The 25,243-nt window shown below is 68.5% G+C and carries 24 protein-coding genes and 3 tRNA genes; 8 read left to right on the forward strand and 19 right to left on the reverse strand.

The genetic code is table 11. The features are described 5' to 3' along the window. Positions 1 to 31: 31 nt before the first annotated feature. The 12 genes from panC to tilS form a co-directional block, all read right to left on the reverse strand. The gene (gene panC / locus EZM51_RS20145; protein WP_248305759.1) at positions 32 to 901 is read right to left on the reverse strand and encodes a pantoate--beta-alanine ligase; all 870 of its coding nucleotides are present in this window, start codon (positions 899 to 901) and stop codon (positions 32 to 34) included. After that, positions 898 to 1,671: a Rossmann-like and DUF2520 domain-containing protein gene (locus EZM51_RS20150; protein ID WP_136710103.1), complete on the reverse strand. Its 774-nt coding sequence runs from the start codon at positions 1,669 to 1,671 to the stop codon at positions 898 to 900. Before EZM51_RS20150 ends, panC begins: the two co-directional genes overlap by 4 nt. Then, positions 1,661 to 3,343: a PH domain-containing protein gene (locus EZM51_RS20155; RefSeq protein ID WP_136710104.1), complete on the reverse strand. Its 1,683-nt coding sequence runs from the start codon at positions 3,341 to 3,343 to the stop codon at positions 1,661 to 1,663. Before EZM51_RS20155 ends, EZM51_RS20150 begins: the two co-directional genes overlap by 11 nt. Continuing rightward, positions 3,340 to 3,873, reverse strand: coding sequence for a PH domain-containing protein (locus tag EZM51_RS20160; RefSeq protein WP_136710105.1), 534 nt, complete (start codon positions 3,871 to 3,873; stop codon positions 3,340 to 3,342). The genes EZM51_RS20155 and EZM51_RS20160 overlap by 4 nt, the downstream gene beginning before the upstream one ends. Then, positions 3,866 to 4,339 (reverse strand): DUF3180 domain-containing protein, encoded by a 474-nt coding sequence (locus tag EZM51_RS20165; RefSeq protein ID WP_136710106.1) that lies wholly within the window; start codon positions 4,337 to 4,339, stop codon positions 3,866 to 3,868. Before EZM51_RS20165 ends, EZM51_RS20160 begins: the two co-directional genes overlap by 8 nt. After that, positions 4,336 to 4,821 carry a 2-amino-4-hydroxy-6-hydroxymethyldihydropteridine diphosphokinase gene (gene folK / locus EZM51_RS20170; protein ID WP_136710107.1) on the reverse strand — a complete coding sequence of 162 codons (486 nt, stop codon included), beginning with the start codon at positions 4,819 to 4,821 and terminating at the stop codon, positions 4,336 to 4,338. Before folK ends, EZM51_RS20165 begins: the two co-directional genes overlap by 4 nt. Then, the gene (folB, locus tag EZM51_RS20915) at positions 4,818 to 5,189 is read right to left on the reverse strand and encodes a dihydroneopterin aldolase (RefSeq protein ID WP_248305760.1); all 372 of its coding nucleotides are present in this window, start codon (positions 5,187 to 5,189) and stop codon (positions 4,818 to 4,820) included. The genes folK and folB overlap by 4 nt, the downstream gene beginning before the upstream one ends. Beyond that, positions 5,173 to 6,069, reverse strand: a complete 897-nt coding sequence (gene folP, locus EZM51_RS20920) for a dihydropteroate synthase (RefSeq protein WP_211196007.1) — start codon at positions 6,067 to 6,069, stop codon at positions 5,173 to 5,175. Before folP ends, folB begins: the two co-directional genes overlap by 17 nt. Then, positions 6,062 to 6,655 (reverse strand): GTP cyclohydrolase I, encoded by a 594-nt coding sequence (gene folE / locus EZM51_RS20180; RefSeq protein WP_136710109.1) that lies wholly within the window; start codon positions 6,653 to 6,655, stop codon positions 6,062 to 6,064. Before folE ends, folP begins: the two co-directional genes overlap by 8 nt. Before the next feature lie 31 nt (positions 6,656 to 6,686). Beyond that, positions 6,687 to 8,705, reverse strand: a complete 2,019-nt coding sequence (gene ftsH, locus EZM51_RS20185) for an ATP-dependent zinc metalloprotease FtsH (RefSeq protein ID WP_136710110.1) — start codon at positions 8,703 to 8,705, stop codon at positions 6,687 to 6,689. 89 nt (positions 8,706 to 8,794) lie between these two features. Continuing rightward, on the reverse strand, positions 8,795 to 9,346 hold the full coding sequence (gene hpt, locus EZM51_RS20190) for a hypoxanthine phosphoribosyltransferase (RefSeq protein ID WP_136710111.1): 552 nt from the start codon (positions 9,344 to 9,346) through the stop codon (positions 8,795 to 8,797). Positions 9,347 to 9,410: 64 nt separating this feature from the next. Then, positions 9,411 to 10,463, reverse strand: coding sequence for a tRNA lysidine(34) synthetase TilS (gene tilS, locus EZM51_RS20195; protein WP_136710112.1), 1,053 nt, complete (start codon positions 10,461 to 10,463; stop codon positions 9,411 to 9,413). Positions 10,464 to 10,540: 77 nt separating this feature from the next. Between tilS and ppa the strand changes: the two genes are divergently transcribed. Next, complete coding sequence (ppa, locus tag EZM51_RS20200) at positions 10,541 to 11,026, forward strand: inorganic diphosphatase (RefSeq protein WP_136710113.1); 486 nt, start codon at positions 10,541 to 10,543, stop codon at positions 11,024 to 11,026. Positions 11,027 to 11,148: 122 nt separating this feature from the next. Here ppa and EZM51_RS20205 read toward each other — a convergent pair whose 3' ends face one another. Both EZM51_RS20205 and EZM51_RS20210 read right to left on the reverse strand, forming a co-directional pair. Then, a complete protein-coding gene (locus EZM51_RS20205; RefSeq protein WP_136710114.1) occupies positions 11,149 to 12,450 on the reverse strand; it encodes a C40 family peptidase in 1,302 nt (433 codons plus the stop codon). Further along, on the reverse strand, positions 12,443 to 13,678 hold the full coding sequence (locus EZM51_RS20210; protein ID WP_211196008.1) for a M23 family metallopeptidase: 1,236 nt from the start codon (positions 13,676 to 13,678) through the stop codon (positions 12,443 to 12,445). The genes EZM51_RS20205 and EZM51_RS20210 overlap by 8 nt, the downstream gene beginning before the upstream one ends. Positions 13,679 to 14,012: 334 nt before the next feature. Here EZM51_RS20210 and EZM51_RS20215 point away from each other — a divergent pair. The 3 genes from EZM51_RS20215 (at position 14,013) to EZM51_RS20225 (ending at position 14,378) form a co-directional block, all read left to right on the forward strand. Next, positions 14,013 to 14,088 (forward strand) — tRNA-Glu (locus EZM51_RS20215). A gap of 51 nt (positions 14,089 to 14,139) precedes the next feature. Beyond that, positions 14,140 to 14,213: transfer RNA gene (locus tag EZM51_RS20220), tRNA-Asp, on the forward strand. 89 nt (positions 14,214 to 14,302) lie between these two features. Then, a tRNA-Phe gene (locus EZM51_RS20225) sits at positions 14,303 to 14,378 on the forward strand. 35 nt (positions 14,379 to 14,413) lie between these two features. Here the strand turns inward: EZM51_RS20225 and EZM51_RS20230 are convergent. After that, entirely contained in the window at positions 14,414 to 15,652 is a 1,239-nt protein-coding gene (locus EZM51_RS20230; RefSeq protein WP_136710116.1) for a site-specific integrase, read from the reverse strand. Next, entirely contained in the window at positions 15,652 to 15,849 is a 198-nt protein-coding gene (locus tag EZM51_RS20235) for a helix-turn-helix domain-containing protein (protein WP_136710117.1), read from the reverse strand. Before EZM51_RS20235 ends, EZM51_RS20230 begins: the two co-directional genes overlap by 1 nt. A 136-nt stretch (positions 15,850 to 15,985) precedes the next feature. On the opposite strand from EZM51_RS20235, the gene EZM51_RS20240 reads away from it, so the two are divergent. Next, a complete protein-coding gene (locus EZM51_RS20240) occupies positions 15,986 to 16,699 on the forward strand; it encodes a hypothetical protein (protein WP_136710118.1) in 714 nt (237 codons plus the stop codon). Between the two features lie 433 nt (positions 16,700 to 17,132). Then, complete coding sequence (locus EZM51_RS21175; protein ID WP_248305761.1) at positions 17,133 to 17,411, forward strand: hypothetical protein; 279 nt, start codon at positions 17,133 to 17,135, stop codon at positions 17,409 to 17,411. Positions 17,412 to 17,551: 140 nt separating this feature from the next. On the opposite strand, the gene qatC is transcribed toward EZM51_RS21175, so the two are convergent. Further along, positions 17,552 to 18,829, reverse strand: a complete 1,278-nt coding sequence (qatC, locus tag EZM51_RS20250; protein ID WP_136710120.1) for a Qat anti-phage system QueC-like protein QatC — start codon at positions 18,827 to 18,829, stop codon at positions 17,552 to 17,554. Then, the gene (locus EZM51_RS20925; protein ID WP_211196009.1) at positions 18,826 to 19,086 is read right to left on the reverse strand and encodes a hypothetical protein; all 261 of its coding nucleotides are present in this window, start codon (positions 19,084 to 19,086) and stop codon (positions 18,826 to 18,828) included. Before EZM51_RS20925 ends, qatC begins: the two co-directional genes overlap by 4 nt. 273 nt (positions 19,087 to 19,359) lie before the next feature. Here EZM51_RS20925 and EZM51_RS20260 point away from each other — a divergent pair, with 273 nt between their 5' ends. Further along, on the forward strand, positions 19,360 to 20,757 hold the full coding sequence (locus EZM51_RS20260; protein ID WP_136710122.1) for an IS1380 family transposase: 1,398 nt from the start codon (positions 19,360 to 19,362) through the stop codon (positions 20,755 to 20,757). Positions 20,758 to 21,285: 528 nt separating this feature from the next. Here the strand turns inward: EZM51_RS20260 and EZM51_RS20265 are convergent. After that, a complete protein-coding gene (locus tag EZM51_RS20265) occupies positions 21,286 to 23,157 on the reverse strand; it encodes a P-loop NTPase fold protein (RefSeq protein ID WP_136710123.1) in 1,872 nt (623 codons plus the stop codon). 270 nt (positions 23,158 to 23,427) lie between these two features. Between EZM51_RS20265 and EZM51_RS20270 the strand changes: the two genes are divergently transcribed. Next, complete coding sequence (locus EZM51_RS20270) at positions 23,428 to 25,209, forward strand: serine/threonine-protein kinase (RefSeq protein ID WP_136710124.1); 1,782 nt, start codon at positions 23,428 to 23,430, stop codon at positions 25,207 to 25,209. Positions 25,210 to 25,243: the final 34 nt, after the last annotated feature.

The raw sequence follows: 25,243 nt of genomic DNA on the forward strand, positions 1-25,243 counted from the left end.
ACCCTGCCCACTTGACAAACGAAGCTACATATCAGCCGATGTCGACGTACGCGTTGTCGATGAGGCGCGTGCTGCCGACGAACGCCGCGACGAGCACGAGCGCACGACCCCGGAAGTCGTCGCCCACGGGCAGGAACGTCTCGGGGTCGACGACGACGAAGTAGTCGAGGCTCACGCCGTCGTGGTCGCCGAACGCGGCCACGCCCTCGGCGAGCAGCTCCGACGGTCCGTCGCCGGCGGCGGCCTCGGCCGCGCGCAACGACTCGACGAGCACGAGCGCCGCCTGACGCTGGTCGGGGCCGAGGTAGCGGTTGCGGCTCGACAGGGCGAGGCCGTCGGGCTCCCGCACCGTCGGGACGGTCTCGATGCGCACCGGCAGATCGAGGTCGACGACCATGCGCGACACGAGGAACACCTGCTGCGCGTCCTTCTGGCCGAACACCGCGAGGTCGGGCTGGGCGATGCCGAACAGCTTCGCGACCACCGTGAGCATGCCGTCGAAGTGGCCCGGCCGGGACGCGCCCTCGTACCGTGCGCCGATGGGGCCGGCGTGCACGGTGGTGCCGCCGTCGGCGCCGCGCGGGTACATCTCGTCGACGCCGGGAGCGAACACCGCGTCGACGCCGAGGCCGGCGAGCGCGGCGACATCCGTCTCGAAGGTGCGCGGGTACCGCTCGAGGTCCTCGTTCGGCCCGAACTGCAGGGGGTTCACGAAGATCGACACGACGACCACGTCGGCGAGCTCTCGCGCCCGGCGCACGAGCGCGAGGTGCCCGTCGTGCAGCGCGCCCATGGTGGGGACGAGGGCGACGGATGCCCCGTCCGCGCGTCGCCCGGCGACCAGTGCCCTGAGCTCCGCGATCGTCGTCACCGTGCGCGTGCCTGCGGCGACCTCGGTCACTCGCCACCTCCCAGCGGCCGGTCGATCCCGGCCTCGTCGATCGTACCCGTGCCCTCGGTACCCGTCCCCTCGGGCAGCGGCCCCGCGTCGTGTCGCGCGAGGGCGTTCTCGACGGTGCTGCGCACGAGCGAGGCGAGCACGGCGCCGGCCCGGGGCACTTCGATGCCCTCGAGGAGGCCGCTGGCCTGGTCGACCACGGCCGTCGAGAACGACACGGCCGTGTCGATGGCCTCGCCGTAGGCCGCGCGGTCGTGCTCGGCGACCACGAACGGCTCGCCGCCCATCTCCACGACGAGCGCCTGGCCGATCGGGAGCACGGGGGCGGGGGCCGTCACCGCGAACCAGGTGCCCGGCAGGCGCGCGAGGTCGATGCTCGTGCCCGTGAAGCTCATCGCGGGGTGCACCGCGAGCGGGATCGCCCCGGCGCGCAGGGCGGGCGCGAGCACGCCCGTGCCGAACCGCGCGCCGGTGTGCAGCACGAGTTGCCCGGGCTGCCAGACCCCCGCCTCGGCGAGGCCTGCGACGAGCGCCTCGAGCTCGGACTCGGGCACCGCGAGGAGCACGAGCTCGCTGCGCTCGACGATGTCGGGGATGGGCAGCACGGGCACGGCCGGCAGCATCGCCGCGGCGCGCTCCCGACTCGCCTGCGACACGGCGGCGATGCCGGTGAGGGCGTGGCCGGCTCCGGCGAGGGCGGAGGCGAGCACCGCGCCCACGCGCCCGGCCCCGATGGTGCCGACGCCCAGTCGTCCGGCGCGCTCAGCCGGCATCGGCGGCCTCCGTGCGCACGCCCCAGCGGTCGGACGTGTCGGCCACGGCCCGATCGACGGCCTCGTCGGCGAGCCGCTCGAAGAGCGCGAACGCCTCGTCGCGCTCGGCCACGGGCAGGCTCGCGGTCACGGGCCCCGAGACCGTGTGGATGCGGACCGACGCGAGCCGCAGCATCCGGTCGATCGGCCCCGCGTCCACCGCGACCGACTGCATGCGCGCCAGCGGCACGAGGATGAGGCTGCGCTGCAGCCAGCCGCGCCGAAGCAGCGCCACGCCGTCGGCGAGCGCCCAGCCGATGCGCCGCCACGACAGCGGCCGCAGCCACGCGGCGCGGGCGGGGGTGCGCGAGAATCCGCCGTGGTCGAACCGGCCGGTGAGTCCGGCCTCGACGAGCGGGTCGACGGCGGATGCCGCGTCGGGCAGCATCAGGGCGAGCACGCGGTGCACGTCGGCGACGGTGCCGACGGGCAGCACGAGCGTGCGCTGGGCCGCGTCGTTCGAGGCGCTCACCGACTGCCCGGCCACGTTGATGCGGATCGACCACCAGCCGAACGGTCGCCAGAGGATCCACTGCGACACCTCGATCGCGTGGATGCGACCGGGCGGGATGGTCTGGTTGCCCGTGGAGAGCAGGCCGTGCCCGATGCGCACGCCGTCGGGCGTGCCCGCGATCGAGTAGCGCAGCGACTTCGTGATGCGCGACCAGACGTAGCTCACGAGACCGATGAGGGCGGGCACGAAGGAGAAGAGAACCCACCACTGGCCGCTGCCGAAGCCCACCGCGATGACGGCGACCAGCACGCCGAGCCAGATGATCGAGCCGCCGAGGACGGTCGAGCCGATGACCCTGCCGAGCGGCAGGTGCACCACCGACTCGGGCGGCGCGATCGTGGGGTCGAGCTCGGGCGCGAGGAACTCGTCGACGCGCTGCCCGATGACGCCCGGCACGTGCACGCGGCCGCCGTGGGCCGGGGCTCCCGGTGCCGCGCCGTCGGCCGGTGCCGCCGCGGAACCCGTCGCCGACGCGGCATCCGCCCCCGACGCGCCGGCCGCGGCCGCCGTCGCCGCCTTCGCGGCCCGCGCCCCCGAGGCGAGCCGCAGGATGTCGGCGCGCAGGGCGTCGGCGAGCGCCGATCCGAGGTAGGCCAGCTGCACGTTGGCGGACTGTCCGGCCACCGACAGCTCGAGCTTCGCCGTGCCGAACAGACGAGCGAACAGTGGACGGGTGACGTTGATGCCCTGGATGCGGTCGAGCCGGGCGCTGCGGTGCGAGCGGAACAGGATGCCGCTGCGCACCTCGACCGCCTCGTGCGTGATGCGGAAGGTGTGCATGCGCCACGACAGCCAGAACCCGACGACGACGGCCGCGACGACCACGGCGACGCCCGCGATCGCCCAGCCGACGAGCCCGTTCGCGACGATGCCGCCGAGCGGGTCGTTCGCCCAGTCGTCGCCGAAGTCCCCAGGGGCGGTGTCGAAGGCGGGAGCTGCGCCCGGGGCGAAGAGCACGAGGAACATGTCGACGAGCCGCTCGCGCAGGTTCGCGATGATGAAGCCGAGCACCGCGATGAGCACGAGGCCGCCGCGGAGCAGCGGGCTGGCGGGGTGCAGCCGATGCCACTCGCCGTCGGCGAGGTTCGTGACCCGCGCGGGGCGCACGGGTGCGCTCACAGCCCCGCCCTGCGGGTCTCGGCGACGGCCACGAGGTGGTCGCGCAGCCGGTCGGCCTCCTCCATCGGGAGGCCGGGCACGGTGACGGCCGTGGCCGCCGCGGCCGTGACGAACTTGAGGTCGGCGAGTCCGAGCGCGCGTGCCACCGGACCGCGCGTGATGTCGACGAGCTGCATGCGGCCGTACGGCACGGCGACCTGCCGCTGGAACATGATGCCGCGGCGGAACAGCAGGTCGTCGTCGCGCAGCCGATAGCGGATGGAACGCACCCGTCGCGGCTCGAGGGCGATGCTCACGAGCGAGACGACGCCCACCGCGATCGCGCCCCACAGCCACCACCACTGCCCCCACACGAGGTAGGCGACGGCGAAGGCGCCGACGAACACGGCCATGCCGATGAGCGAGCCGACGACCTCGACGACGACGTACTTCGGCGAGACGCCGTGCCATTCGGTGTCGGATGCCGCGGCCGGCGTCTCGGGTGTCGTCGCCGCCTCGACCGGTTCGTCGTGCTGGGCGGCCTCAGGCATGTGCGTGCTCTTCCTTCTCGGGCTGGGTGTCGTCGGGCGGCAGGGTGCAGAAGTACTCGGCGATCAGCCCGCCGGCGAGCAGCAGCGCCGCGCCGATCGCGGTCGCGAGCGCGAGCCACACGGTGTCGGCCGCCGGCACTACGCTCCGGGTCACGAGGAACAGCGTGATGCCGATGCCGAACCCGAACACGAGTGCGCCGCTCAGGCTGCAGGCCTTCGCGAGCACCGCCGTGCGCATGGCGCGGAAGGGATCGAGGTGCTTCGTGGTCTTGCCCTTCACGGCCCGCCGGATGGGCCAGGCGAGTGCCACGACCATGATCGCCACGCCGGCGAGCGTGATCGGCAGCGACAGCGGCGGCACGATGGCCTTGCCGCCTGCGGACACGGCGGCGAGGTCGCCGAGGTAGCCGAGGACGATGCCGGCGAGCGTGAACGCGATGACGGCCGAAGGATGCGTGCGCTTCATCGGCGCCTCACCTCGTCGGTCGCGGCCGCGCGCAACTCGGCCACCGGCCCGCGCCCGGGCAGCACCGCGTCGGGCTCGACGTCGAGCCAGGGCTGCAGCACGAAGGCCCGTTGCCAGGCGCGCGGATGCGGAAGCTCGAGCCGGTCGTCGAACTGCTCGCGTCCGCCGAAGTCGATGAGGTCGAGGTCGAGGGTGCGGTCGCCCCAGTGACCTGCGCGCACCCGGCCGTGCCGGTCCTCGATCGCCTGGAGCACGTCGAGCAGGCGGTGCGGTTCGAGGGCGGTCTCGACCACGATCACGCCGTTCAGGTAGCCCGGGGCGTCGTGATCGACGCCGGCGTCCGTGATGGCCGGCGTCTCGTACACGGGCGACACGGCCACGAGCTCGATGCCCTGGCCTTCGGCGAGCTCGCGCGTCGCCGAGGCGATGGTGGCCTCACGATCGCCGAGGTTCGCGCCGAACGCGATGACGGCGCGCGTCATTCGCGACCCCTCACGATCGTGACCGAGACATCCGTGAACGGCACCGCGATGGGCGCCTGCGGCTTGTGCACCGTGACCTCGACCTCCTCGACCGCCGGGTAGCCGAGCGCGACGCCGGCCACGCGCTCGGCGACGGTCTCGATGAGGTCGACCGGATCGCGCTCCACCGCGGCGGCGACCGCCTCGGTGAGCTCGCCGTAGTGCACGGTGCGGGCCAGGTCGTCGCCGGATGCCGCGGCCGCGAGGTCGACCGCGACCGACACGTCGATCACGAACTCCTGCCCCTCGGCGCGCTCGAAGTCGAAGACGCCGTGGTGCGCGCGGACCCGGATGCCGGTCACGGCGATGCGATCACGTGTGCTGGCCACGTCGTCCACTCTGCCACGCCCCGAGGACGTCGAGCGCCCGCGTCGTGCCGCGGACGTCGTGCACGCGCACGCCCCACGCGCCCGCCTGCGCCGAGAGCACGCTGACGACCGCCGTCGGCAGGTCGCGCTCCGCCACGGGCGCGTCGTCGGGCAGCAGGGCACCGAGGAACCGCTTGCGCGATGCACCGACCAGGATCGGGAGCCCCAGCTCGGCGAGCACGTCGAGCCGGCCGAGCAGCACCCAGTTCTGCTCCCCGCGCTTGGCGAAGCCGAGGCCCGGATCGAGGATGAGCCGTTCGTGCGCGATCCCGGCCGCGACGAGCGCGTCGACGCGTGCCGCGAGCTCGTCGCGGACGTCGGCGGCGACGTCGCCGTACTCGGCGAGCGAGTCCATGCGGTCGGAGTGTCCGCGCCAGTGCATCGCCACGTAGTGCGCGCCAGTCTCGGCGACGATGGGCGCCATCGCGGCATCCGCGAGCCCGGCCGAGACGTCGTTGATGATCTCCGCGCCCGCCTCGACGGCGGCGAGGGCGGTCGCCGCGCGCATGGTGTCGACGCTCACCCGGATGCCGCGACCGGCGAGCTCGCGCACGACCGGGACGACCCGGCGCACCTCCTCGTCGGGTTCGACGCGTGCCGCGCCGGGGCGGGTGGACTCGCCGCCGACGTCGAGGACGTCGGCGCCGTCGGCCACGAGTTCGAGCCCGTGCGCGATCGCCGCGTCGGCGTCGAACCAGCGCCCGCCGTCGCTGAACGAGTCGGGTGTCACGTTGACGACGCCCCAGACCTGCGGCCGCTCCCCGAGCCCGTCGAAGGGAGCCGCCGCGGTGCCGCCGCCGTTCGCTTCGACGGGCTCGGCGGACGATCGGGCGTCAGTCATGCCGGGCTCCGATGAGGTGGACGATCTCGGCGCGCGCGGCGGGCTCGGCGAGCGCGCCGCGGCTCGCGATGGTGATGGTCGAGCTGCGCTCCTGACGTGCGCCGCGCGTGGTCACGCACCGGTGCTGGGCGTCGAGCACGACGAGCACGCCCTTCGGATCGAGTCCGGCTTGGAGCGCATCGGCGATCTCCTCGGCGAGCCGCTCCTGGAGTTGCGGACGTGCCGCAAGCGTGTCGACGACCGCGGGGATGCGCCCGAGTCCCACGACCCGGTCGCCGGGCAGGTACGCGACGTGTGCGGTGCCGACGAACGGGAGCAGGTGATGCTCGCACACCGAGCGGAACGCGAGGTCGCGGAGCACCACGGCGTCGGAGGTCGCCGGCACGCCCTGCTCGCTCGAGCCGATCGGCACCGAGTCGGCGAGGTGCGTCAGCGGATCGACGTGGAGCCCCCAGAAGAACTCGGCGTACGCCTCGGCGACGCGTTTCGGCGTGCGCTCGAGCCCTGGCCGGTCGGGATCCTCGCCGATGGCGAGCAGGATCTCGCGCACGGCGTGCTCGATGCGCGCGATGTCGACCTCGGCCATGGGTATCCCCTCTTCGGGTGGGCGCGGACGACTACGCCGTCGCCGGGCGCGGCTTGGACCGCGGCGCCCTGGCCCCGGCCGGCTCGCCGACCGGAGTCTGCCCGGAGTCGACGCCGCCGTCGACGGCGCCCTGGTCGATGGGCATCTTCTCGGTCGGGAACGAGATCGGCGGACGGTCGGAGACCGGGCGGTTGTCGCTCGACAGCCAGAGCGGCCGCTCGGGCAGCTTCTGCACGTCCTTGAAGATCTCGGCGATCTGGTTGTGGTCGAGCGTCTCGTGCTCGAGCAGTTCGCCCGCGAGCCGGTCGAGGATGTCGCGGTTGGCGTTGAGCACCTGCCACGCCTCGTCGTGCGCCTGCTCGATGAGCTTGCGCACCTCGGTGTCGACCACCTCGGCGACCTCCTCGGAGTAGTCGCGCTGGTGCCCCATGTCGCGCCCGAGGAAGACCTCGCCCTGCGACTGGCCGAGCTTCACGGCGCCGACGGTCGCGCTCATGCCGAACTCCGTCACCATCTTGCGCGCGGTCGACGTGGCCTTCTCGATGTCGTTCGAGGCGCCCGTCGAGGGGTCGTGGAACACGATCTCCTCGGCGACGCGGCCGCCCATGGCGTAGGTCAGCTGGTCGAGCAGCTCGTTGCGCGTGACGGAGTACTTGTCTTCCAGCGGCAGCACCATCGTGTAGCCGAGCGCGCGGCCGCGCGGGAGGATCGTGATCTTCGTCACGGGGTCGGTGTAGTTCATCGCCGCCGCCGCGAGCGCGTGTCCGCCCTCGTGGTAGGCCGTGATGAGCTTCTCCTTGTCCTTCATGACGCGGCTGCGGCGCTGCGGGCCCGCGATCACGCGGTCGACGGCCTCGTCGAGCGCGCGGTTGTCGATGAGCTGCGCGTTCGAGCGAGCGGTGAGCAGGGCCGCTTCGTTGAGCACGTTCGCGAGGTCGGCGCCCGTGAAGCCCGGCGTCTTGCGTGCGAGCACCTCGAGGTCGACGCCCTTCGCGAGCGGCTTGCCCTTGGCGTGCACCTCGAGGATCTTCTGGCGGCCCTTGAGGTCGGGCGCGTCCACGCCGATCTGGCGGTCGAAGCGGCCTGGGCGCAGGAGCGCCGGGTCGAGGATGTCGGGACGGTTCGTCGCGGCGATGAGGATGACGTTGGTCTTCGGGTCGAAGCCGTCCATCTCGACGAGCAGCTGGTTGAGGGTCTGCTCGCGCTCGTCGTGCCCGCCGCCGAGGCCGGCGCCGCGGTGCCGGCCGACCGCGTCGATCTCGTCGACGAAGATGATGGCCGGCGCGTTCTGCTTGGCCTGGTCGAACAGGTCGCGCACGCGGGATGCCCCGACGCCGACGAACATCTCGACGAAGTCCGATCCCGAGATCGAGTAGAACGGCACGCCCGCTTCACCCGCGACCGCGCGGGCGAGCAGCGTCTTGCCGGTGCCGGGAGGGCCGTAGAGCAGCACGCCCTTGGGGATGCGTGCGCCGACGGCCTGGAACTTGGCCGGGTCCTTCAGGAAGTCCTTGATCTCGTGAAGCTCCTCGATGGCCTCGTCGGCACCCGCGACGTCGTCGAAGGTGACCTTCGGGCTCTCCTTCGAGACGAGCTTCGCCTTCGACTTGCCGAACTGCATGACGCGGTTGCCGCCGCCCTGCATGCCCGAGAGCATGATCCAGAAGAAGAGGCCGATGAGCACGAGCGGCAGCAGGATGCCGAGCATCGAGAGGAACCAGTTCGGCTGCGGCACCTCGTCGTTGAAGCCGTCCTTCGGGTTCGCCTCGTCGATGGCGGCGATCACGTCGACGCCGCGCGGCGTGACGTAGTAGAACTGCACCTGCGATCCGAGCTCCTCGTCGGGCTCGGTGAGCGTGAGGTCGACGCGGTTCTCGCCGTCGACGATCTTGACCGCCGACACCTTGTCGTCCTTGAGGAGCTCCAGGCCCTCCTGTGTGGAGACCTCGCGGAAACCCGACGCCGTGATCAGGCTGGATCCGATCCACACGGCGACGATCGCGAGCAGGATGTAGATGATCGGCCCGCGGAGGATCTTCTTCATGTTCATGGTCCTGCAAGGCTACCTTGGCGGCGCTGGGGGGCGGCCGTATGTTCGCTGAGGGCGACGCCGCCCGATCGCGCGCCCGGCGTCGTGTCTCAGCTGTAGACGTGCGGCGCGAGCACCGCCACGTCCCGCAGGTTGCGGTAGCGCTCGGCGTAGTCGAGGCCGTAGCCGACCACGAAGCGGTTCGGGATGTCGAAGCCGAGGTACTTGACGGTCACGTCGACCTTCGCGGCATCCGGCTTGCGCAGGAGGGCGCAGATCTCCACCGACTCCGCACCCCGCGACTCGAGGTTGCCGAGCAGCCAGCTGAGCGTGAGGCCGGAGTCGATGATGTCCTCGACGATGAGCACGTGACGACCCGTGAGGTCGGTGTCGAGGTCCTTCAGGATGCGCACGACGCCGCTCGACTGCGTGCCCGCGCCGTACGACGAGACGGCCATCCAGTCCATGTTGACGTGCGGCCTGAGCTCTCGGGCGAGGTCGGCCATCACCATGACCGCGCCCTTCAGCACGCCGACGAGCAGCAGGTCCTTGCCGTCGTAGTCGGCCTCGATGCGGCGCGCGAGCTCGGCGAGCTTCTCGTGGATCTGGGCCTCGGTGACGAGCACCTCCGTGAGGTCGGACTCGATCTCGCGCGCGTCCATGCTGCTCCCTGTCTCGTGGGCGAACGGATGCCCCGAGCCTATCGCCGCGACATCCGTACAGAATTCAGGAGTGCGCGGCCCCGGCCCGTGCAGGATTCAGGTGCGCTCCTGAGTTCTGGACGAGGAGGAGGCCGTGTGCGCGGCGGGCGCGGATGCCGCCGGGCAGGTCGATCGGGCCCTGCCCGTGCCAGTCGGTCACGAGCCGGGCGACCTCGAGGGTCTGCGAACGCGACAGCGAGACGCCGAACTCGCTCGCGACGACGTGCCGGATGATCCGCTGGCGCAGCGCGGCGGGGTTCGCGGCGAGTGCACCCACCGATACGGCGATGCCCGCCTCGGCGGGTTCGCAGATCTCCTCGATGAACTCGTCGATCTGGCTGGTGAACGCCTCGTCGTCCTCGCGGAGCTGCTCGGCCGTGCGGGCCAGCGCCTCCGCGACGCCCGGGCCGAGCTCGGCCTCGAGCACGGGCAGCACCCGCTCGCGCACGCGCACGCGCGCGTACGCGGGGTCGGAGTTGTGCGGGTCGTCCCACAACGTGAGGCCGGCGTCGAGGCACGCCTGCCGGGTGGTCGCACGGCGGATCCCGAGCAGCGGCCTCGCGTAGCGCCCGCTCCGCGCCGCCATGCCGGCGAGGCTCGCGGCGCCCGACCCGCGGGCGAGCCCGAGCAGCACGGTCTCGGCCTGGTCGTCGAGGGTGTGGCCGAGCAGCACGAGCGCGGCGCCCGACTCGTCGGCGGCCGCGTCGATCGCGGCGTATCGCGCGGCACGTGCGGATGCCTCGGGGCCGCCCTCCCCCGTCACCTCGACGCGTCGCACGAGCACGGGATCGAGCCCGAGGGCCCGGGCGGTGTCGGATGCCGCGGCCGCGACATCCGCCGAGGCATCCTGAAGCCCGTGGTCCACGACGACCGCGCCCGCTCGCAGCCCCGCCCGGGGCGCCTCGAACGCCGTCGCCGCGGCGAGCGCGAGCGAGTCGGGCCCGCCCGACAGGGCCACGAGCACCTGTGCGTTCTGCGGCAGACCCGGCAGCACCACCCGCACCGCGCGACGCACGTCGGCGATCGGCGGGGTGAGCCGCGGACGTCGGCCCGCGGCATCCGGCTGATCTGGGGCCATCAAGTAACCTTATTCCGCCGCACGCGCCGCACCTCGCGATCGCCGGCCAAGCTTCCACCACCAGAGGAGAACCCAGCATGGGCGAGTACGCCGCCGTCATCGAGATCCCCAAGGGCAGCCGCAACAAATACGAGGTCGACCACGAGACCGGTCGGGTCTTCCTCGACCGCGTGCTCTACACGAACTTCGTCTACCCGACCGACTACGGGTTCTTCGAGAACACCCTCGGCGACGACGGCGACCCGCTCGACGTGCTCGTGCTCACCCAGTACCCGTTGTTCCCCGGCGTCGGCGTGAAGGTGCGCCCGGTCGGCGTCTTCAACATGGTCGACGACGGCGGCGGCGACGCCAAGGTCATCGCGGTGCCCGCGGGAGACCCCCGCTGGAATCACATCCAGGACGTCGACTCGATTCCCGAGTACACGAAGAAGGAGATCGAGCACTTCTTCGAGCACTACAAGGACCTCGAGCCCGGCAAGTGGGTCAAGACCGAGGGCTGGGCCGACGCCGCCGAGGCCGAGTCGCTGATCGCCAAGGCGATCGAGGCGTACCCCGGTCACTGAGCGGACGTCGCGAGCCCGCGACATCCGGAACCTACCGGGCCGCCGAGAGTGCACTCCCCGCCGCAGTCCGGGCACTGAATGCACTCTCGAAGAGGACGGCGGCACGCCGTCGCCCGCCCGGCTCAGCCCGCGGGGCGGGCGGCCGCCGAGGGCGAGCCCCAGATGAAGTACTCGCGCACCGGCACGCCCTCGCGCGGCGCCTCGAGGATGCGTCCGCCGCCGAGGTAGATGGCGACGTGGTAGTAGTCGCCTCCTGAGCCCCAGAACAGCAGGTCGCCGCGCTGGATCTGCGAGACCGGCACGGCGAGGCCGCGGGCGGCGAGCGTGTAGTACTGGTTCGTCGCCGAGTGCGTGCCGATGTAGATGCCGGCGTTCGCGTACGACACCTTCGTGAGCCCTGAGCAGTCCCACACGTTCGGCCCCGCCCCTCCGAGACGGTAGGGCTCCCCGAGCTGCTGGCTCGCGAACCAGATCGCCGCCTCGACGGCACCCGAGTCGGGTGGCGCGGGCGCCGGTGCGGGCGCAGGTGCAGGTGCTGGTGCGGGCGCCGGCGCGGGTGCAGCGCCGCTCGAATCCCCGGGAGCAGCCGGCGACGCGGGCTGGGCGGCCTGGGCGGCTGCGGCCGCAGCAGCCGCAGCAGCGGCCTCGGCGGCCTCCCGCGCCTGCCCCTCGGCGCGCTGCCGCTCGAGGTCGGCAGTCGTGTCCTTGAGGCTCGCCAGCTGCGCGTAGAGTTCCTCGGACTTCTGCTCCTGCGCGGCCACCGCGGCGTTGGCCGCCTCGGCGGCGTCACGTGCCTCGGCGGCACGCGTCTCGGCGAGCGCCGCGAGCCGCAGACGCTCCGCCGCGGCCCTGGCGGCCTGGCGACGCAGGGCATCGGCGGTGTTGCGGTCGGCGGTCGCCTGGTCGGCGATCTCGTTCGCCTGCCGTCCGAGCTGCGACGCCATGCCCAGTTGCGCGAGCAGCGCCTGCGTGTCGTCGCCCGCGAACACGAGCTCGGTGGTGAGGTCGTTGCCGGCCGTCTTGGCGAGGTGCGCGGCGAGAAGCCCGGCGCGCATCTTCGAGATCTCGGCCACCGCGTCGGCTTCGTCGGCCTGCCGCCCGAGCGTGCGCTCCCGCTCGGCCGCGCGGTCGAGTTCGTCGATCGCGATGCGCCACGCCTCGTCGGCCATCATCGACGCCTGCACCGCGGCATCCGCTGCCTGCTGCAGGCCCGCCAGCAGCTCGCCGACCCGCGCGATCTCGGCCTGCTTGGTCTGCTCGTTCTGCTTGGCCTGCTCGATCTCGCTCCACGACGGATAGTCGGGCTCGGCCATGGCCGGCCCGCCCGACGCGACGACGGACGCGGTGACCGCCCCGACCGCGACGGTCGAGAACAGGGTCGCGGGCTTGACCCGCGACACGGGGCGCGTGCGCTGGTCAGCCAAGCCAGACCCCGCGGTCGGCCATGAACGAGTACGGATCGATGCGGCTGCCGCCCGAGTACACCTCGAAGTGCAGGTGACAGCCCGTAGAGGCGCCGGTCGTGCCGCTCGACGCGATGTTCTGTCCCGATTCGACCCACTGGCCGGCGCCGACGAACCGTCCGCCGTCCCGGATGTGCGCGTACCCCGTGGAGATGCCGCCGCCGTGGTCGATCTTGATGAAGTTGCCGTAGCTGCCCGACCAGCCCGAGAAGGTGACGACGCCGCTGTTGGCCGCATAGATGGGCGCGGAGCATCCGGTGGCGATGTCGACCGCGTAGTGGAAGGGATTGGAGCAGTAGCCGCCGCCGCAGATGACCTGGCGCGGCCCGTAGGAGCCGCTGATCCAGCCGGACGCGGGCTTCGCCCACCCCGACGACGCGACCCCGCCGGGTGAGCCGTTCCGGATGGCCTCCTGGCGACGGCGTTCCTCCTCCTGGCGGCGCCGCTCCTCCTCGGCCTTCCGGATGCGTTCGCCCTCCTGGTAGGCGGCGGCGGTCTTCGCCTCGGTGTCCTTGAGGAACTTCAGCTGCTCCTCGAGCTCGATCTTCTTGGCCTGCGACTCGGCGAGCGCCGCCTCGGCTGCCGCCTGCGCGGCCTGCGCCGCGGCGAGCGCCTCCTCCGCGGCGATGCGGAGCTTCTCGCGCTCGGCGCGGGCCACCTCGGCCTGGTCGGCGAGCGCACGGGCCGCGTTCTTCTTCTCCTGCGCCTGGTTGTAGATGCCCGACGTGCGCTCGACCATCTTCTCCATGCTGCCGAGCTTGGCGAGCAGTGCCTCGGTCGCCTCGGCATTGCCTGCGTCGAGGAAGAGGTTCACGCCGACGTCGCCCGAGCCCGCGCGGTAGAGCTGGGCGGCGACCTGCCCCGCGTTCTTCTCGGCCTCGGCGGCCTCGGCTGCCGACGTGTCGGCCTGTGCCTGGATCTGGTCGGCGCGAAGCACCGCGTCGTCGAACTTCTGCTGCGCCACCATGAGCTCGTCGGTGCGCCGCTCGGCCTCGGCGCGCGTCGCTGCGACGTTCGCCTCGAGCTGCGCGATGAGCGACGTGATCTGCTCCACCGCCGCCGCGCCCGCGGCCGTGTTCGCCTTCGCGGCCTGCAGTTCGTCCCACGTCGGGTAGTCGGCGGCCTGTGCGCCGGCCGGCACCGCGATCGCACCGACGAGGGCCATCGCCGCGATCGAGATCCCCGCCACCGCGTGCCGCACGCGACGGCCGAGCAGGCGTGCACGAGCCCTCCGGCGGCCCCCGGTTCTGGGAGCGGGTCGGGCTCTGACGGTCGGCCTGCGGTCGGTGGTGCGGTGCATGGTTCCCCGGTCCACGCGGGCTCGGGCCCCGCGCTCCTGGCTCTGGTGCGGACAGGTGCAGCCCTCACGATAGGCATGGAGCGCGCGTTTTCCGGGGATTTCGAGCGGGTGTGGCGGATGCCGCAGGCGGGGGCTCGGGGCATCCGCCGCCCGTGTTTTGCCATTGCGGGCGATGGCACGTATGCTTGCTTGTCGGCGGTCATGCCCTCGGGCACGGCCACTCGGCCCCATCGTTTAGTGGCCTAGGACACCGCCCTTTCACGGCGGCAGCACGGGTTCGAATCCCGTTGGGGTCACCACGACGAGGTCCACTACAATTGAAAAGCCGGTGTTCGCGAGAACACCAACGAGGCCCTGTAGCGCAGTTGGTTAGCGTGCCGCCCTGTCACGGCGGAGGTCGCGGGTTCAAGTCCCGTCAGGGTCGCTCAGGCGACAAGCCCTTTCCCTTTCGAGAGAAGGGGCTTTCTCCTTATCGAGGTGCTCGTGCCGATTTCGATCGGTCGGATGCCCCGAGGCTCTGTAGCTCAGTTGGTAGAGCGTTCGACTGAAAATCGAAAGGTCACCGGATCGATGCCGGTCGGAGCCACCAGTGAAAACCCCCGGGAGACCGGGGGTTTTCTTGTTTCAGCGGGTCATTCCGCGAGGCCGCCGGTGAGGCTGTGCCATTAATGTGCCATTAAGGGTTCGCCTGGTTCGGCGTCGTGCCATTTCCGGTTCTTCGTCGATGCTCTCGTCGGCTCGCTTCAGCGCATCATTCAGTGCTGCGCCGGCTCGGAGCGCGACGCCTTCGCGGGCACGCGAGTAGCGCTCGGTGACCTGCAGGCTCGAGTGCCCGAGGGTCGCCTGCACGTCGGGCGCGGTCGCGCCGGCATCGAACAGGATTGTCGCGAACGTGTGCCGCAGGTCGTGGATGCGCAGGTCGGGCCGGCCGATCGCCTCGCGCAGCTCTTCCCAGTTCACTGCGCGGCGTGCGTTGTGATTCGTGAGGCGGCCGCCGTCTGGCCCGTCGAAGAGCAGGTCGCTCCCCCGCTTGCCGCGCGCGGCCTGCTCGGCGTACGGGCGGAGCGCGTCGATGAGCGGGACATCCCGCGACTTGTGGCTCTTGGGCGACTGCTCGATGAGCTCGCCGCGGATGCCCGGGCTCAGCGAGCGGCTGACGCGGATGACGCCGCGCTGGAAGTCGACGTCGCCGACCCGGAGCGCGGTCGCCTCGCCCGCGCGCATACCCGTGTAGACGAGCGCGGCGAAGTAGCGGCGGTAGACGCCGTCGGGAATCAGGCCGAGCAGCGTGCCGATCTGCTCGAGCGTGAGCGCCCGCGACACCGGCGAGATCGACTCGCGCATGCTCGGCCGCTTCACCTCGCGCGCCGGGTTGTAGTCGATGAACCGCGAGCGGCGCGCGCCGTCGAGTAGGCGCGACAGCACCGCCAGCGCGTCATTCTTGGCGGATGCGCCGCCCGTCCACGCCACCATCGCCGACTCGATCATGGGCGAGGTGATGTCCTCCAGCCGGTGCCGCCCGAGACTCGGCTTGACGCGGAGTCGCCAGGCCACGCCATAGCTGCGAGCAGTCGCCGGGCGGATGGACGACTCGATCGCGGGCCAGTACTTGTCGTACCACTGGTCGAGCGTCATCGAGCCATTCGGGTTGCGGCCCGCGACCATCCTGGCGAGCTCGCGCTTCGCCTCTGCGAGGCTCAGGAACGTGCGCGACCGTTCGGAGGCGCCACCCTCGATGCTCGGGCCGACGACGCGGATTTGGTATCGCTGTCGGTCGGCACGCCAGCGGATGCCCTCGGGCAGTGGCCGCCCCGTGCGCGGATCGACCCGCGACGGGGTGCCCTTCGTCGGCCGCCCGGGCATCAGTGTTCCGTTCCACCCCGCGCGAGCAGCTCGTCGATCGTGTCGGCACTCCAGAGCAAGTGCTTACCCATCCGCGCGTCGGGCTCGGGAATGAGTCCGTCGTGGCGCAGCTTGTCGAAACTCGACACCGGGATGCGGCATCGCTCGGCCGCCTCGACTCGACTCAGATACTCGACCCTCCACGCGGTGTCGACCATGACGCTCCCCCTCGACTCATCGGCCGCCGGCTGGCATCGCGTGCATGCCGGCCCACACGCGGCTATTTGCAAGTACCTGAGATTATCACCGCACGCGGGTTTCGGCAAGTACCTGAGTTGTGGCTAGACTCGAGCCATGGGTCTTCCCGAACCGCCCCCATGGGCGAACCAGTCGCAAGACGGGCTGCTCGACGCGACCGACCTGCCCGACGGGTGGCATCTCGCGAGCCGCTTCCCCGGCGAGCGGAGCGACGACGCGAGCGCGCAGATCGACGACCTCCTTGGCTACAACGACTGGGCCAACACCGAGGTGCAAGCGCAGGGGCAGCAGGAGTCCGACCAGAACGAGACGATCGACGGTCGCTGGCGCTACCTCGAGCACGAGGCCACGCAGACTCGTGTGATGATCCGCCTGCAGCGCCAGCCCTTCGCTGTCCCCGAGGAAATCCGCATCACCGGCGTGATCTACCTCCCCTGGCGCCCGGGCGACCCGATCACGAGCCAGCTCCTGCGCGAGCTGCCGACCGCCCGCATCGAGGCCGCAATCAACAAGCGCCTCTTCGCGATGAAGCGCACCGAGACCATCACCGGCGGCAAGATCGTGCTGCCATCGGGCCGCAAGGTCAGCGAGCGGGACCTGCTCAAGCCGCTCGGCGATCCGAAGAAGGTAGCGGACTTCTACGAACTGGTCGCGCTGCAGCACGGTCGGCTGACGCAGACGGGCGACGCAAATCCAAGCGCGACGATGGCGCAACTCAATGGGGTGGCGCTGTCGACGGCGCAGGGGTGGGTTACGAAGGCTCGGGAGCGCGGGTTGCTACCGCCTGGGAGGCGGGGTCGCGCGGGGTAGCGCACGAGAACTCACAGGTGTGACGTGCACAGCAGACACTCACGATGGCGACGCCGACCCACCGAGCGGTCGATCACATCCCCTGTCTGAGACGTCTGCTCCGTCACAGGCCACGTGGTTCGCGGTCGACTGTGCTCAGTAGTGCCAGTTCGTTCGCCCGGATTGTGGCTTCTACCCGGTCCTGATTGAACTCCCATATCGAAGCGAGCCACGGGTAGCTTTGCGAGATGTCCCACGGGTGGAGGCCCAAGCGTTGGGTTTGCGCAAATGGCCCGTCGGATTCGAGAACGATCCGGTCTTGAGGCATAGCGCTGACGAGGGTTCGACCCTTTGCACCGGCCAGCATGGCGGGGCCAACGCTGAACCAGCATCCGCGAAGCATTGCCCTCTCCAGTTGCGCGCGTGTGCCAGAGAACCAGTGAAGCACGGGAACTTGGACATTCGGGAACTGGTCAAGCAGATCGAGAACAGGATCAACGGCTCGTCGGCTGTGCACAGAGATGAGCTTCTGGGGCCCTTGACTGCACGCGCCGAGAATGTGGCGGAAGACCGCGGTTTGGTCTGCCCACTGCGAGCGATGCTCAGGAGAGCCGTCAAGCCCTACCTCACCGACGAAAGGAGTCTCTGGGAGAAGTCGGTCGAATTGACTGAGTTCATGCTTTCGCTCACTGGCGAGCTGCGGATGCAGACCGAGCGCGGTCCTAATAGCTGACCGATCGATGGCAAGACGCGCCGTCCCCGTCCAGGCCGATGGCGTGGTTGTGACCGAGAGGAGCCCCACGCCACGGCGCTGGGCCTCGTCAGCTACCCAATGGGGTGAACGATATAGGTCAAGGTGGCAGTGGAAGTCAATCACGCCTGGCCGTACCTTGTGTGCAGCTCGCCTAGTTCGTCGAGTCCACGCCGGATCATGTCGCGAAGCTCCGCTCGATTCGAGATATGCGACGAACTCAACGCGGACCCCAGCCAGCGGTCGAACCCGTCCTGTTCCACGGTGAGACGGGCGAGGGCGACCGAGCGGACGTCGTCGAAGGCCGCGTGATCTGAATCACGTCGGCTGAGGTCCTCGTAGACATATTGCGTTGGGTCTGAGTGCCCCCATCGGATGAAGGAGGCGCGTCGAATCTGGCAGGGAACGCATCTTCCGCAGTGTGTGTAGTTGAAGCGTTGAAATCGCCCACAGCTCGTTGCGATGGGTGCTTCGGAAACAAGAAGGTCCTGGTCGAGGCACTCTCGAAGCATCTCGCCTTTCGTCTTCGCTGCGTATGGGTTGTCAATCCGCACGTTGATTCCGATGGCGTCCAGGACCCGCTGCATGCGGCCGAGAAAGTCAGGGTGCGCGGTTCTGGTGCTGAGGCTTCCGACCCGTGCGTTCGTAAGTGGCGGGTTGACTGCGATGAAGCCGTTCTCACAAATGAAAAGCGGGATAGTTTCCGAGTACGCGTATGAAAGAGACGAAGTCGCCGCGAGGACCGCGAACGCCAGGAAGATAAGTGACCGGGAACGTTGCGATGTCTCTTTCAGAACTCGTGGGGTACTCGCGTTGTGGTTGAGCTGCAAGTGTTCGAGTCCGCCGCCAATGAGCGAAGCGAATCGATTCTGCTTTTCTGCGTCGCCTCGGACGGTTTGGCTCACCGCAAATAGTGACCTGCCTTGGGAGGTGAGGTCGATGGCGCCGATCAGCGAGTCGAGTCCTCCGGATAGGAGTGCAACGGCGTCTGATGTGGGGAACCGTGGCTTCTTTGGCTCAGTCGGGAGTGCCCCGCCGCCGCGGAACCTCAGTGACCAGCGGTCAGTGGTAAGGAACTGTAGAGCGTCCGCGAGGGAGTCGGCGTGGGGTGCCCAACGGTCGGGGTCGTGGAGCGCGATATCTAACTCAAACTCCCGGGTCCAACCGTCCGGACTTGATTTTCGGGGGCTAGCACCGTCTGCAACGACGACAGAAAGGGCGATTGCGAGGAGGTCCCACGCCGCCGGACTTGGCTGCAACTTGGCGCGCCGAATTGTCTCGACCGCCGACCAGCCCGCTGATGGCACCTGTCTCGATTCCGAGCGGCCAAATAGGAGGATTGGTGCAGCGGATTCGTCGAGGTGCTCGAGCGCGGAGTTCGGCCCGCTTATGTACTTCATTCCGTGTACTCCTCGAACACCGACAATGTCTCGCGTAGAGCGTCGCGAGTGAGTCGTGCGACTCTCTCGGTGGATGGGGATTGATTGTGGGCCGCCAACTCACGGAACGCGGCCGCGACCTCCTCTGCGATGAACTCTCGGATGTACCCAAGCCGGCGCAGTCCGGTTGCTGCGTCGGGCGCTTTGTCCAGAATGGTCTTCTGCAAATCGAGGCAGAATCGGCCGAACACGTCACGTGCCGCGTACCTCTCGATCACGTACATACGCTGGGCGTCGTTCAAGGCCAGCAGGTCGGCGCCTGGGAACTTCGCGAGCAGGTCTGAGAGTGAGTCTCGAACTGCGAATCGCGATGCTTCTCTGTCTTGCGTACCGTCCGCTGGGCTCGTCGCGTCGACGATAGCGTCTAAGCCTCGATCCACCGATCGGGTTTGAGTTGAGCACGGCGCGTTAAGCCGAGAATGCCTGTCGGATCAGGGAAAATTGAGCTTGCTTAGAGTCCAATTCCCACAGATCCGAGAGGCATCTCGTAGATGCAATTCAAACATGCTCCGGCGGCCGTGTCAGTGTCATTCGATGACCCGAATCTCGTGTCGGCTGCGGGCCTGGTCCCGGTCATGCGGCTCGCCGAGCAGGCGGGCCTGCGTGAGCTCGCGAACACGTGGTTGAGCGTCCCGTCGGACAAGGGCGCCAACGCCGGGCTGAAGGTGACCTCACTCGTCGGCGGGATGGTCGCCGGTGCGGACTCGATCGATGACATGGCGCTGCTCCGCCACGGCGGCATGCGCAAGCTCTTCACCACGCTGTACGCACCCTCGACGCTCGGCTCGTTCCTGCGGGCCTTCACCTTCGGTCACGTCCGCCAGCTCGACGCGGTCGCGTCCCGGTTCCTGGCGGGCCTGTCCGAAGCCGCACCCGTGCTCGGCGACGGGGCCGACGACGGATACGTGTTCGTCGATGTCGATGACACGATCATCGAGGTCCATGGGCATCAGAAGCAGGGCGCCGGGTTCGGGTACTCCGGCGTCCGCGGCCTGAACGCACTCCTCGCGACGGTGGCCACGACGATGTCGGCACCGGTGGTCCTCGCCCAACGATTGCGCCGCGGCGGAGCAGGTTCACCGCGCGGCGCTGCCCGGCTGGTCCGGGACAGCTTGGCCACCCTCCGCCGCCTGCCCGGGATGAAAGGCGGCAAGGTGCTGCTCCGAGCCGACTCCGCGTTCTACGGCCACGCCACAGTGGCCGCGGCGATCCGGGCTGGTGCGGCGGTGTCGGTGACCGTCCGGATGGACCCAGCGGTCAAACGCGCGATCGCCGCGATCCCGGGCGATGCTTGGGAGGCGATCGAGTACACCGACGCCATCTACGACGAGGACGCGAAGCGGTGGGTCTCTGCCGCGGAGGTCGCCGAGGTGCCGTTCACCGCGTTCACCTCACGGAAAAAGGCCGAGCACATCGTCGGGCGCCTGGTCGTGCGCCGCATCCCGGAACTGAACAAGAAGGACCTCGAACACCCGACGCTGTTCGACACCCACCGCTTCCACGCGTTCTTCACCACAAGCACCCTGGACACCGTGACCGCGGACAAGACCCACCGCGGCCACGCGATCATCGAGCAAGTCAACGCTGATCTGAAGAACAGCGCCCTGGCGCACTTGCCATCCGGGGTATTCAACGCGAACGCCGCCTGGCTCGTCCTCGCCGTGATCGCGTACAACCTCACCCGTGCCGCCGCGAGCATCGCCGGTGCTGGCCTGGCCAAGGCCACCACCGCCACGATCCGCCGCAAAGTCGTCACAGTCCCGGCGCGGATCGCGTCCTCGGCGAGGCGAATCATCCTGCACCTGCCCGACCAGTGGCCATGGGAAACCGCGTGGACCACATTGTTCGATCATGTCGGCGGATCACCGCCACCGATCGCGACCACCTGACCATCCAGCCGATACCGGCGCAACCAGGACGACCAGTGGAACACCCGGGCAATAGGTCCGGCGCTCAAGCGCGCCCACCCGACGACGAACCCGGCCGAATCGGAGATCAGCCACCCGTCACGGGTTCATCGGTGGATCGAGGCTAAGACGACGTTGACATCGTTCCCGCTCGCCAAGGCGATGTCGTGAAGCGACTCACCGCCCGGTGTTCGGGTTGATTGGAGCACGCCACTCAGGCGTCCAGCCGTCGCGGCGGTTCCGGCGAGTCGCCGCGCCATTGTGGAGCTGCCGCCGTAGCCAGACCTGACGTAGTGGCCAAGCGCACGACGGAGGTCTTGACTGTTGCCCGTGCGAACAAAGTTCCCCAAGGCCCTGCGACTATCGCGGAATCGCGCGGGCGGCGCGACGGGCGATGTCATTGGAGTGGGGTTCGCGTCATCCTGATCATCGTTTGGTTCGTCGTTCTCGCCGGGATCGACCTCATCAGCCCAAGGCGGGACCAAAGCGACTCCCGCGCCAGGACCAGCGCTACTTTGCGACGTTCCCACGCTTCTCCTTCCCCTCGATCGCCTTCTTCGTCGGCCCGTCGATGTCCGGAGACTTACCCCAATGCTCGAGAACTTCCGCTGCCCACGGCAAGGGGCGGATCTTGGGCACGATGCTCGCCCGGATCTGCTGCGCTGGCCGATCAAGGAGGAAGCCCGCCAGGCTACGGGCTTGGTTGGGATCGGCTTCCGCGAGCACAAGGCAGGCGTCAAGGATGGGCGGGGCGCCCCACTCTTGCACCTGCCTCGCGCGGGCGATCACGCGATCCATCATGATGGTGAGCTCGGTTCGAGGAAGCGCCTTGAGCGAATCTGAAAGCGCGCTCGCCTCCTGCGGGCTTTCGAGCAGTGCGCGAAGCAAGTCGGCTGCTTCCGAAGACAGCCGGTCCTCGGCGGTGATGAGCGGCGCCTGCTCCCGCCCCACGTAGAGAGCACCCCGCAGATCTTGATCGGCGAGCGCGGGCGGGAGCGCGAACCACTCTCGAACGAAGACAGCACCCCAGGGATCGTCAGGCTCGAATTCGTCTCCCTTTGTCGCGGCTTCCTCCCACGGAGCCAGAATTCCGGGCTTCCCGTCGGCATCAGCATTGACGGCGGAAGTGAGTGCGGCGTATGCCGCGGGTGGCGCCACGCGTTCGAAGAGCAGCAGCTTGGCTAGAACTGCTTCGTCGACGCCGACGCCCTGAGCGGTCGAAATTGCCATGCGAATGGAGAGGGCATTGAGGAATCGCTTGATGAGACGGGGGTTACCAGCGATTTGTTCAGCCGTCGTCATGAGCGGCGCAAGGCGTTCGGCGGTCTCAAGGCGAGCAAGTAGCGCCGGCTTGAGGGTGATTCCGCAGTTGCTTACGAAGGAGCGGTCGACGCGCTTACCCTTCCACGATTCGCGAAGTTGACCAGCGATCGCCGAGCGCAGGGTGTCCTTCTCCTGCTGGTCAAGGTCGCTGTTTTCGATGAAGAGCATCATGAGGTAGGCGCGAACCTCTTGCGTTCCGAGGGCGGGAACGCGGATCGGGATCTGCACGAGCTTGTCAAAGTAGTTGGTTATGAGCTCATCATTCTCCAGCCCACCGAAGTGCTGCTTGACGGCGTGTTTGATCATGTTGTCGTCGGCGGCAATAACAAACGCCGTGTTCTTTAGGAACAGAAACAGCCGGATCGCTTCGAGCGTCGAGATCGTTGTTCCTGGCATGCACCGATCGAGGTCGTCAATCAGAACAACGAGCGTGACGTCGAGGGCCTTCAGCGCCGCTTCAAAAGAGTCTCGTAGCGCTTGAATCTCCTTCGGCGGAGACGACTTCACTTTGGGTTTGAGGAGCGCTCGCCCGACGGCCGCGGCGCTAGACGCTGTCTCTTGGGCCTTCTCGACATCGTCACCGTCCAGGCCCCCATCCATCCCGTCCTGAACAAGGCCCGCTATCTCGCCAGGTAGTCCGATCGGGGGAAGCCCGAGCGCCATGGCTGCAGCGGGCAGTGCTACAAGCTTCGCGAGTCGGAACCAGCGAACCCGGGTGAGGAATTCTCTTGCCTTGTCGACTCCAGTCTCCCGCTCCTCAGCTTCGGCCTCGAGTCTGTTTGCGATCACTTCGAGGAGCGCTGCGCGGGCGTCGTCGTACCCCTGATAGAGCCAGGCGTTGAAGTCGACGAACAGGTACTTCTCATCACCGTCCGTCGGTTGATGCTTCGCAAGGGATGCCCTCGTGAGCTTGATCATCGAGGACTTCCCGACGCCCCATGCGCCAGAGACGCCGATGGAGACTGGTCGACCATCGGCGCTGACGATGACTTCGGCGATGGTATCTGCGACGCCCTCGAAGTTCAGGAAGTCACGATCGGTCTCATTGTCCGTCCACATGACTGAAGTCGCCTCCTCGCGCGGGGTCCGCTCTGGCAGCGGCCTGAGCATGAGAATTCGCTCATCTTGCCACGCGACCGGGGTATTAGGTGGGCCGACTCTCGGATGCTTCTTGAACGCGACCCGCACCCAAAGCGACCGCCTACATGCCGGGCAATCAGTGCAGCTGGGTCCGGATGTGCCAGTCGGCGCGCCGGGGTCCGCTGAGGGATAACCTGCTAGGCCTGACTCGCCACGCACCCGCGCCGAGGACGTTAGTAGCGTGAGCTCATGCCGCAGCACGAGCCACTCATCATCGACGGAGTCACCTACGAGCTCCAATCGACCTTGGGACAGGGCGGATCCGCCGTGGTCTGGAAGGCTCGCCGCAGCCCTGACGACATGGTGGTCGCGGTGAAACGGATCCGTAAGGATTCCAACGAGAACTCCGCCCGCAACAAGCGTTTCGAGAGGGAAATCGAGTACGGCCAGACGGCCAGCCACCAAAACGTCGTGAAGATCCACGCGCGCTCGGACGACGCCAACTACTTCTACTACGTCATGGACTTCTACCCCGCCACGCTGCGGGACGTCATCCGCGACGAATCCGATGCCAACGTGCTCCTCAACTACACGCGCCAACTCTGCGATGCGCTCGCATACGTGCACGACGGCGGCATGGTGCATCGCGACCTCAAACCGGAGAATGTCCTCGTTGACCCCGCTGCGCACCGGCTTGTCCTGGCCGACTTCGGCATCGCGCACTTCAAGGACTCTGCGCTGACCGAGCGGGACGACCTCTTGGTGAACCGGAACTACCTCGCTCCCGAGCAGATGGTAAAGAACAATGCTCAAAGCGTCGGCAAGCCGGCGGACGTCTTTTCGCTCGGCCTCGTCATCACTGAGATGTTCACGAAGCAGAACGCCAGAGGGAGACGGCACGCGCTTGTCCGCGATCACTTCCCATACTTGGCCGACCTCGACTTGATCATTGAAAAGATGATGCTCCAGGACGAAGCACAGCGGCTCCGCATTGACACCATCCGTGGCCTGCTCAGGATCACGCTTCAACGGCTCGACTCCTCGATCAAGGAGAGAGCGGATGGGTTGCGCCCTAACGAAGCGCCCGCCGACGTCTCCTCCGACCAGGTCCAGTGGATCCTCGCCCGCGCCGCGAGGGATGTCTTGTCAGGGAAGCACGTCTTCGAGCGGGTCGCCGATGAGGAGCTCAGTCGATACAACCCCAACTATCATTGCGAGATTGCGTACCGAGTAAGCACAGGGCTGTTCAATACGTGTGTTCAAGCTGTTGTGTATGCGCTGTGCAAGGCGAAGTTCGACTACGAGGGCGCCGGGCAATGGGACGAGCATGACGACGCTCTGGTGTCATCGACCGCCAAGCCAAAGCTTCAAAGCGAGCTGGAGGAGATTCTGGACGATTTCCCCATTCCGCATGGTTCGCTTTGGGATGGTCTGCCCCGCCAGTCGGCTCACCTATTCCGATTCTGCAAGGACTACCACTGCGTAGAACTCCTGGAGAGTATCCGCACCTCCGTCTATGGCAAGGATGTCGGCTCGCTGCGGACGAATCTGATCAACGCCCCGATCCTCTGGATCGTTCGCTGGTTGCGGGTGTACCTGGACACCGACTACCTGAGATTCGAAAGGATAGCTCGCGAGGAGATCGGTTTGGAGCGCCACTTGTCGGTGCTCTGGGATGAGACTCTTCCGTTGGATTCTGCACGCGAAGCAACGGGAGCGGAACTGCTCACCGAGCCGCTAAACGCTGACGACGTCGCTGACACACTGGAGGCGCTTGAGGCGAAGTGGGATGTCACAGTCGGGGAACTCTTCGACGGGGACTACTCGGTCATATTCCGGTCACTCAACGAGTACCGAGGCTTCCACGACGAAGTGCTCGGCCTTGCGGAACCGGGCTCCGTGTTCGAAGCCGACGTACTCGAACTCCTCCGCCCTGAGGCCGAATTCGACGACCTCGTCGCACTCACTTGGAATCGTGACTTCGACGTCGCAGTCACGCTCGGGAAGATCGTCGGCACCCGCACGCGCTAACTTCACGTCAGCCCAAATATGAATGGACGTATGC

Source organism: Agromyces sp. H66, assembly GCF_004959775.1.
GTDB lineage: Bacteria > Actinomycetota > Actinomycetes > Actinomycetales > Microbacteriaceae > Agromyces.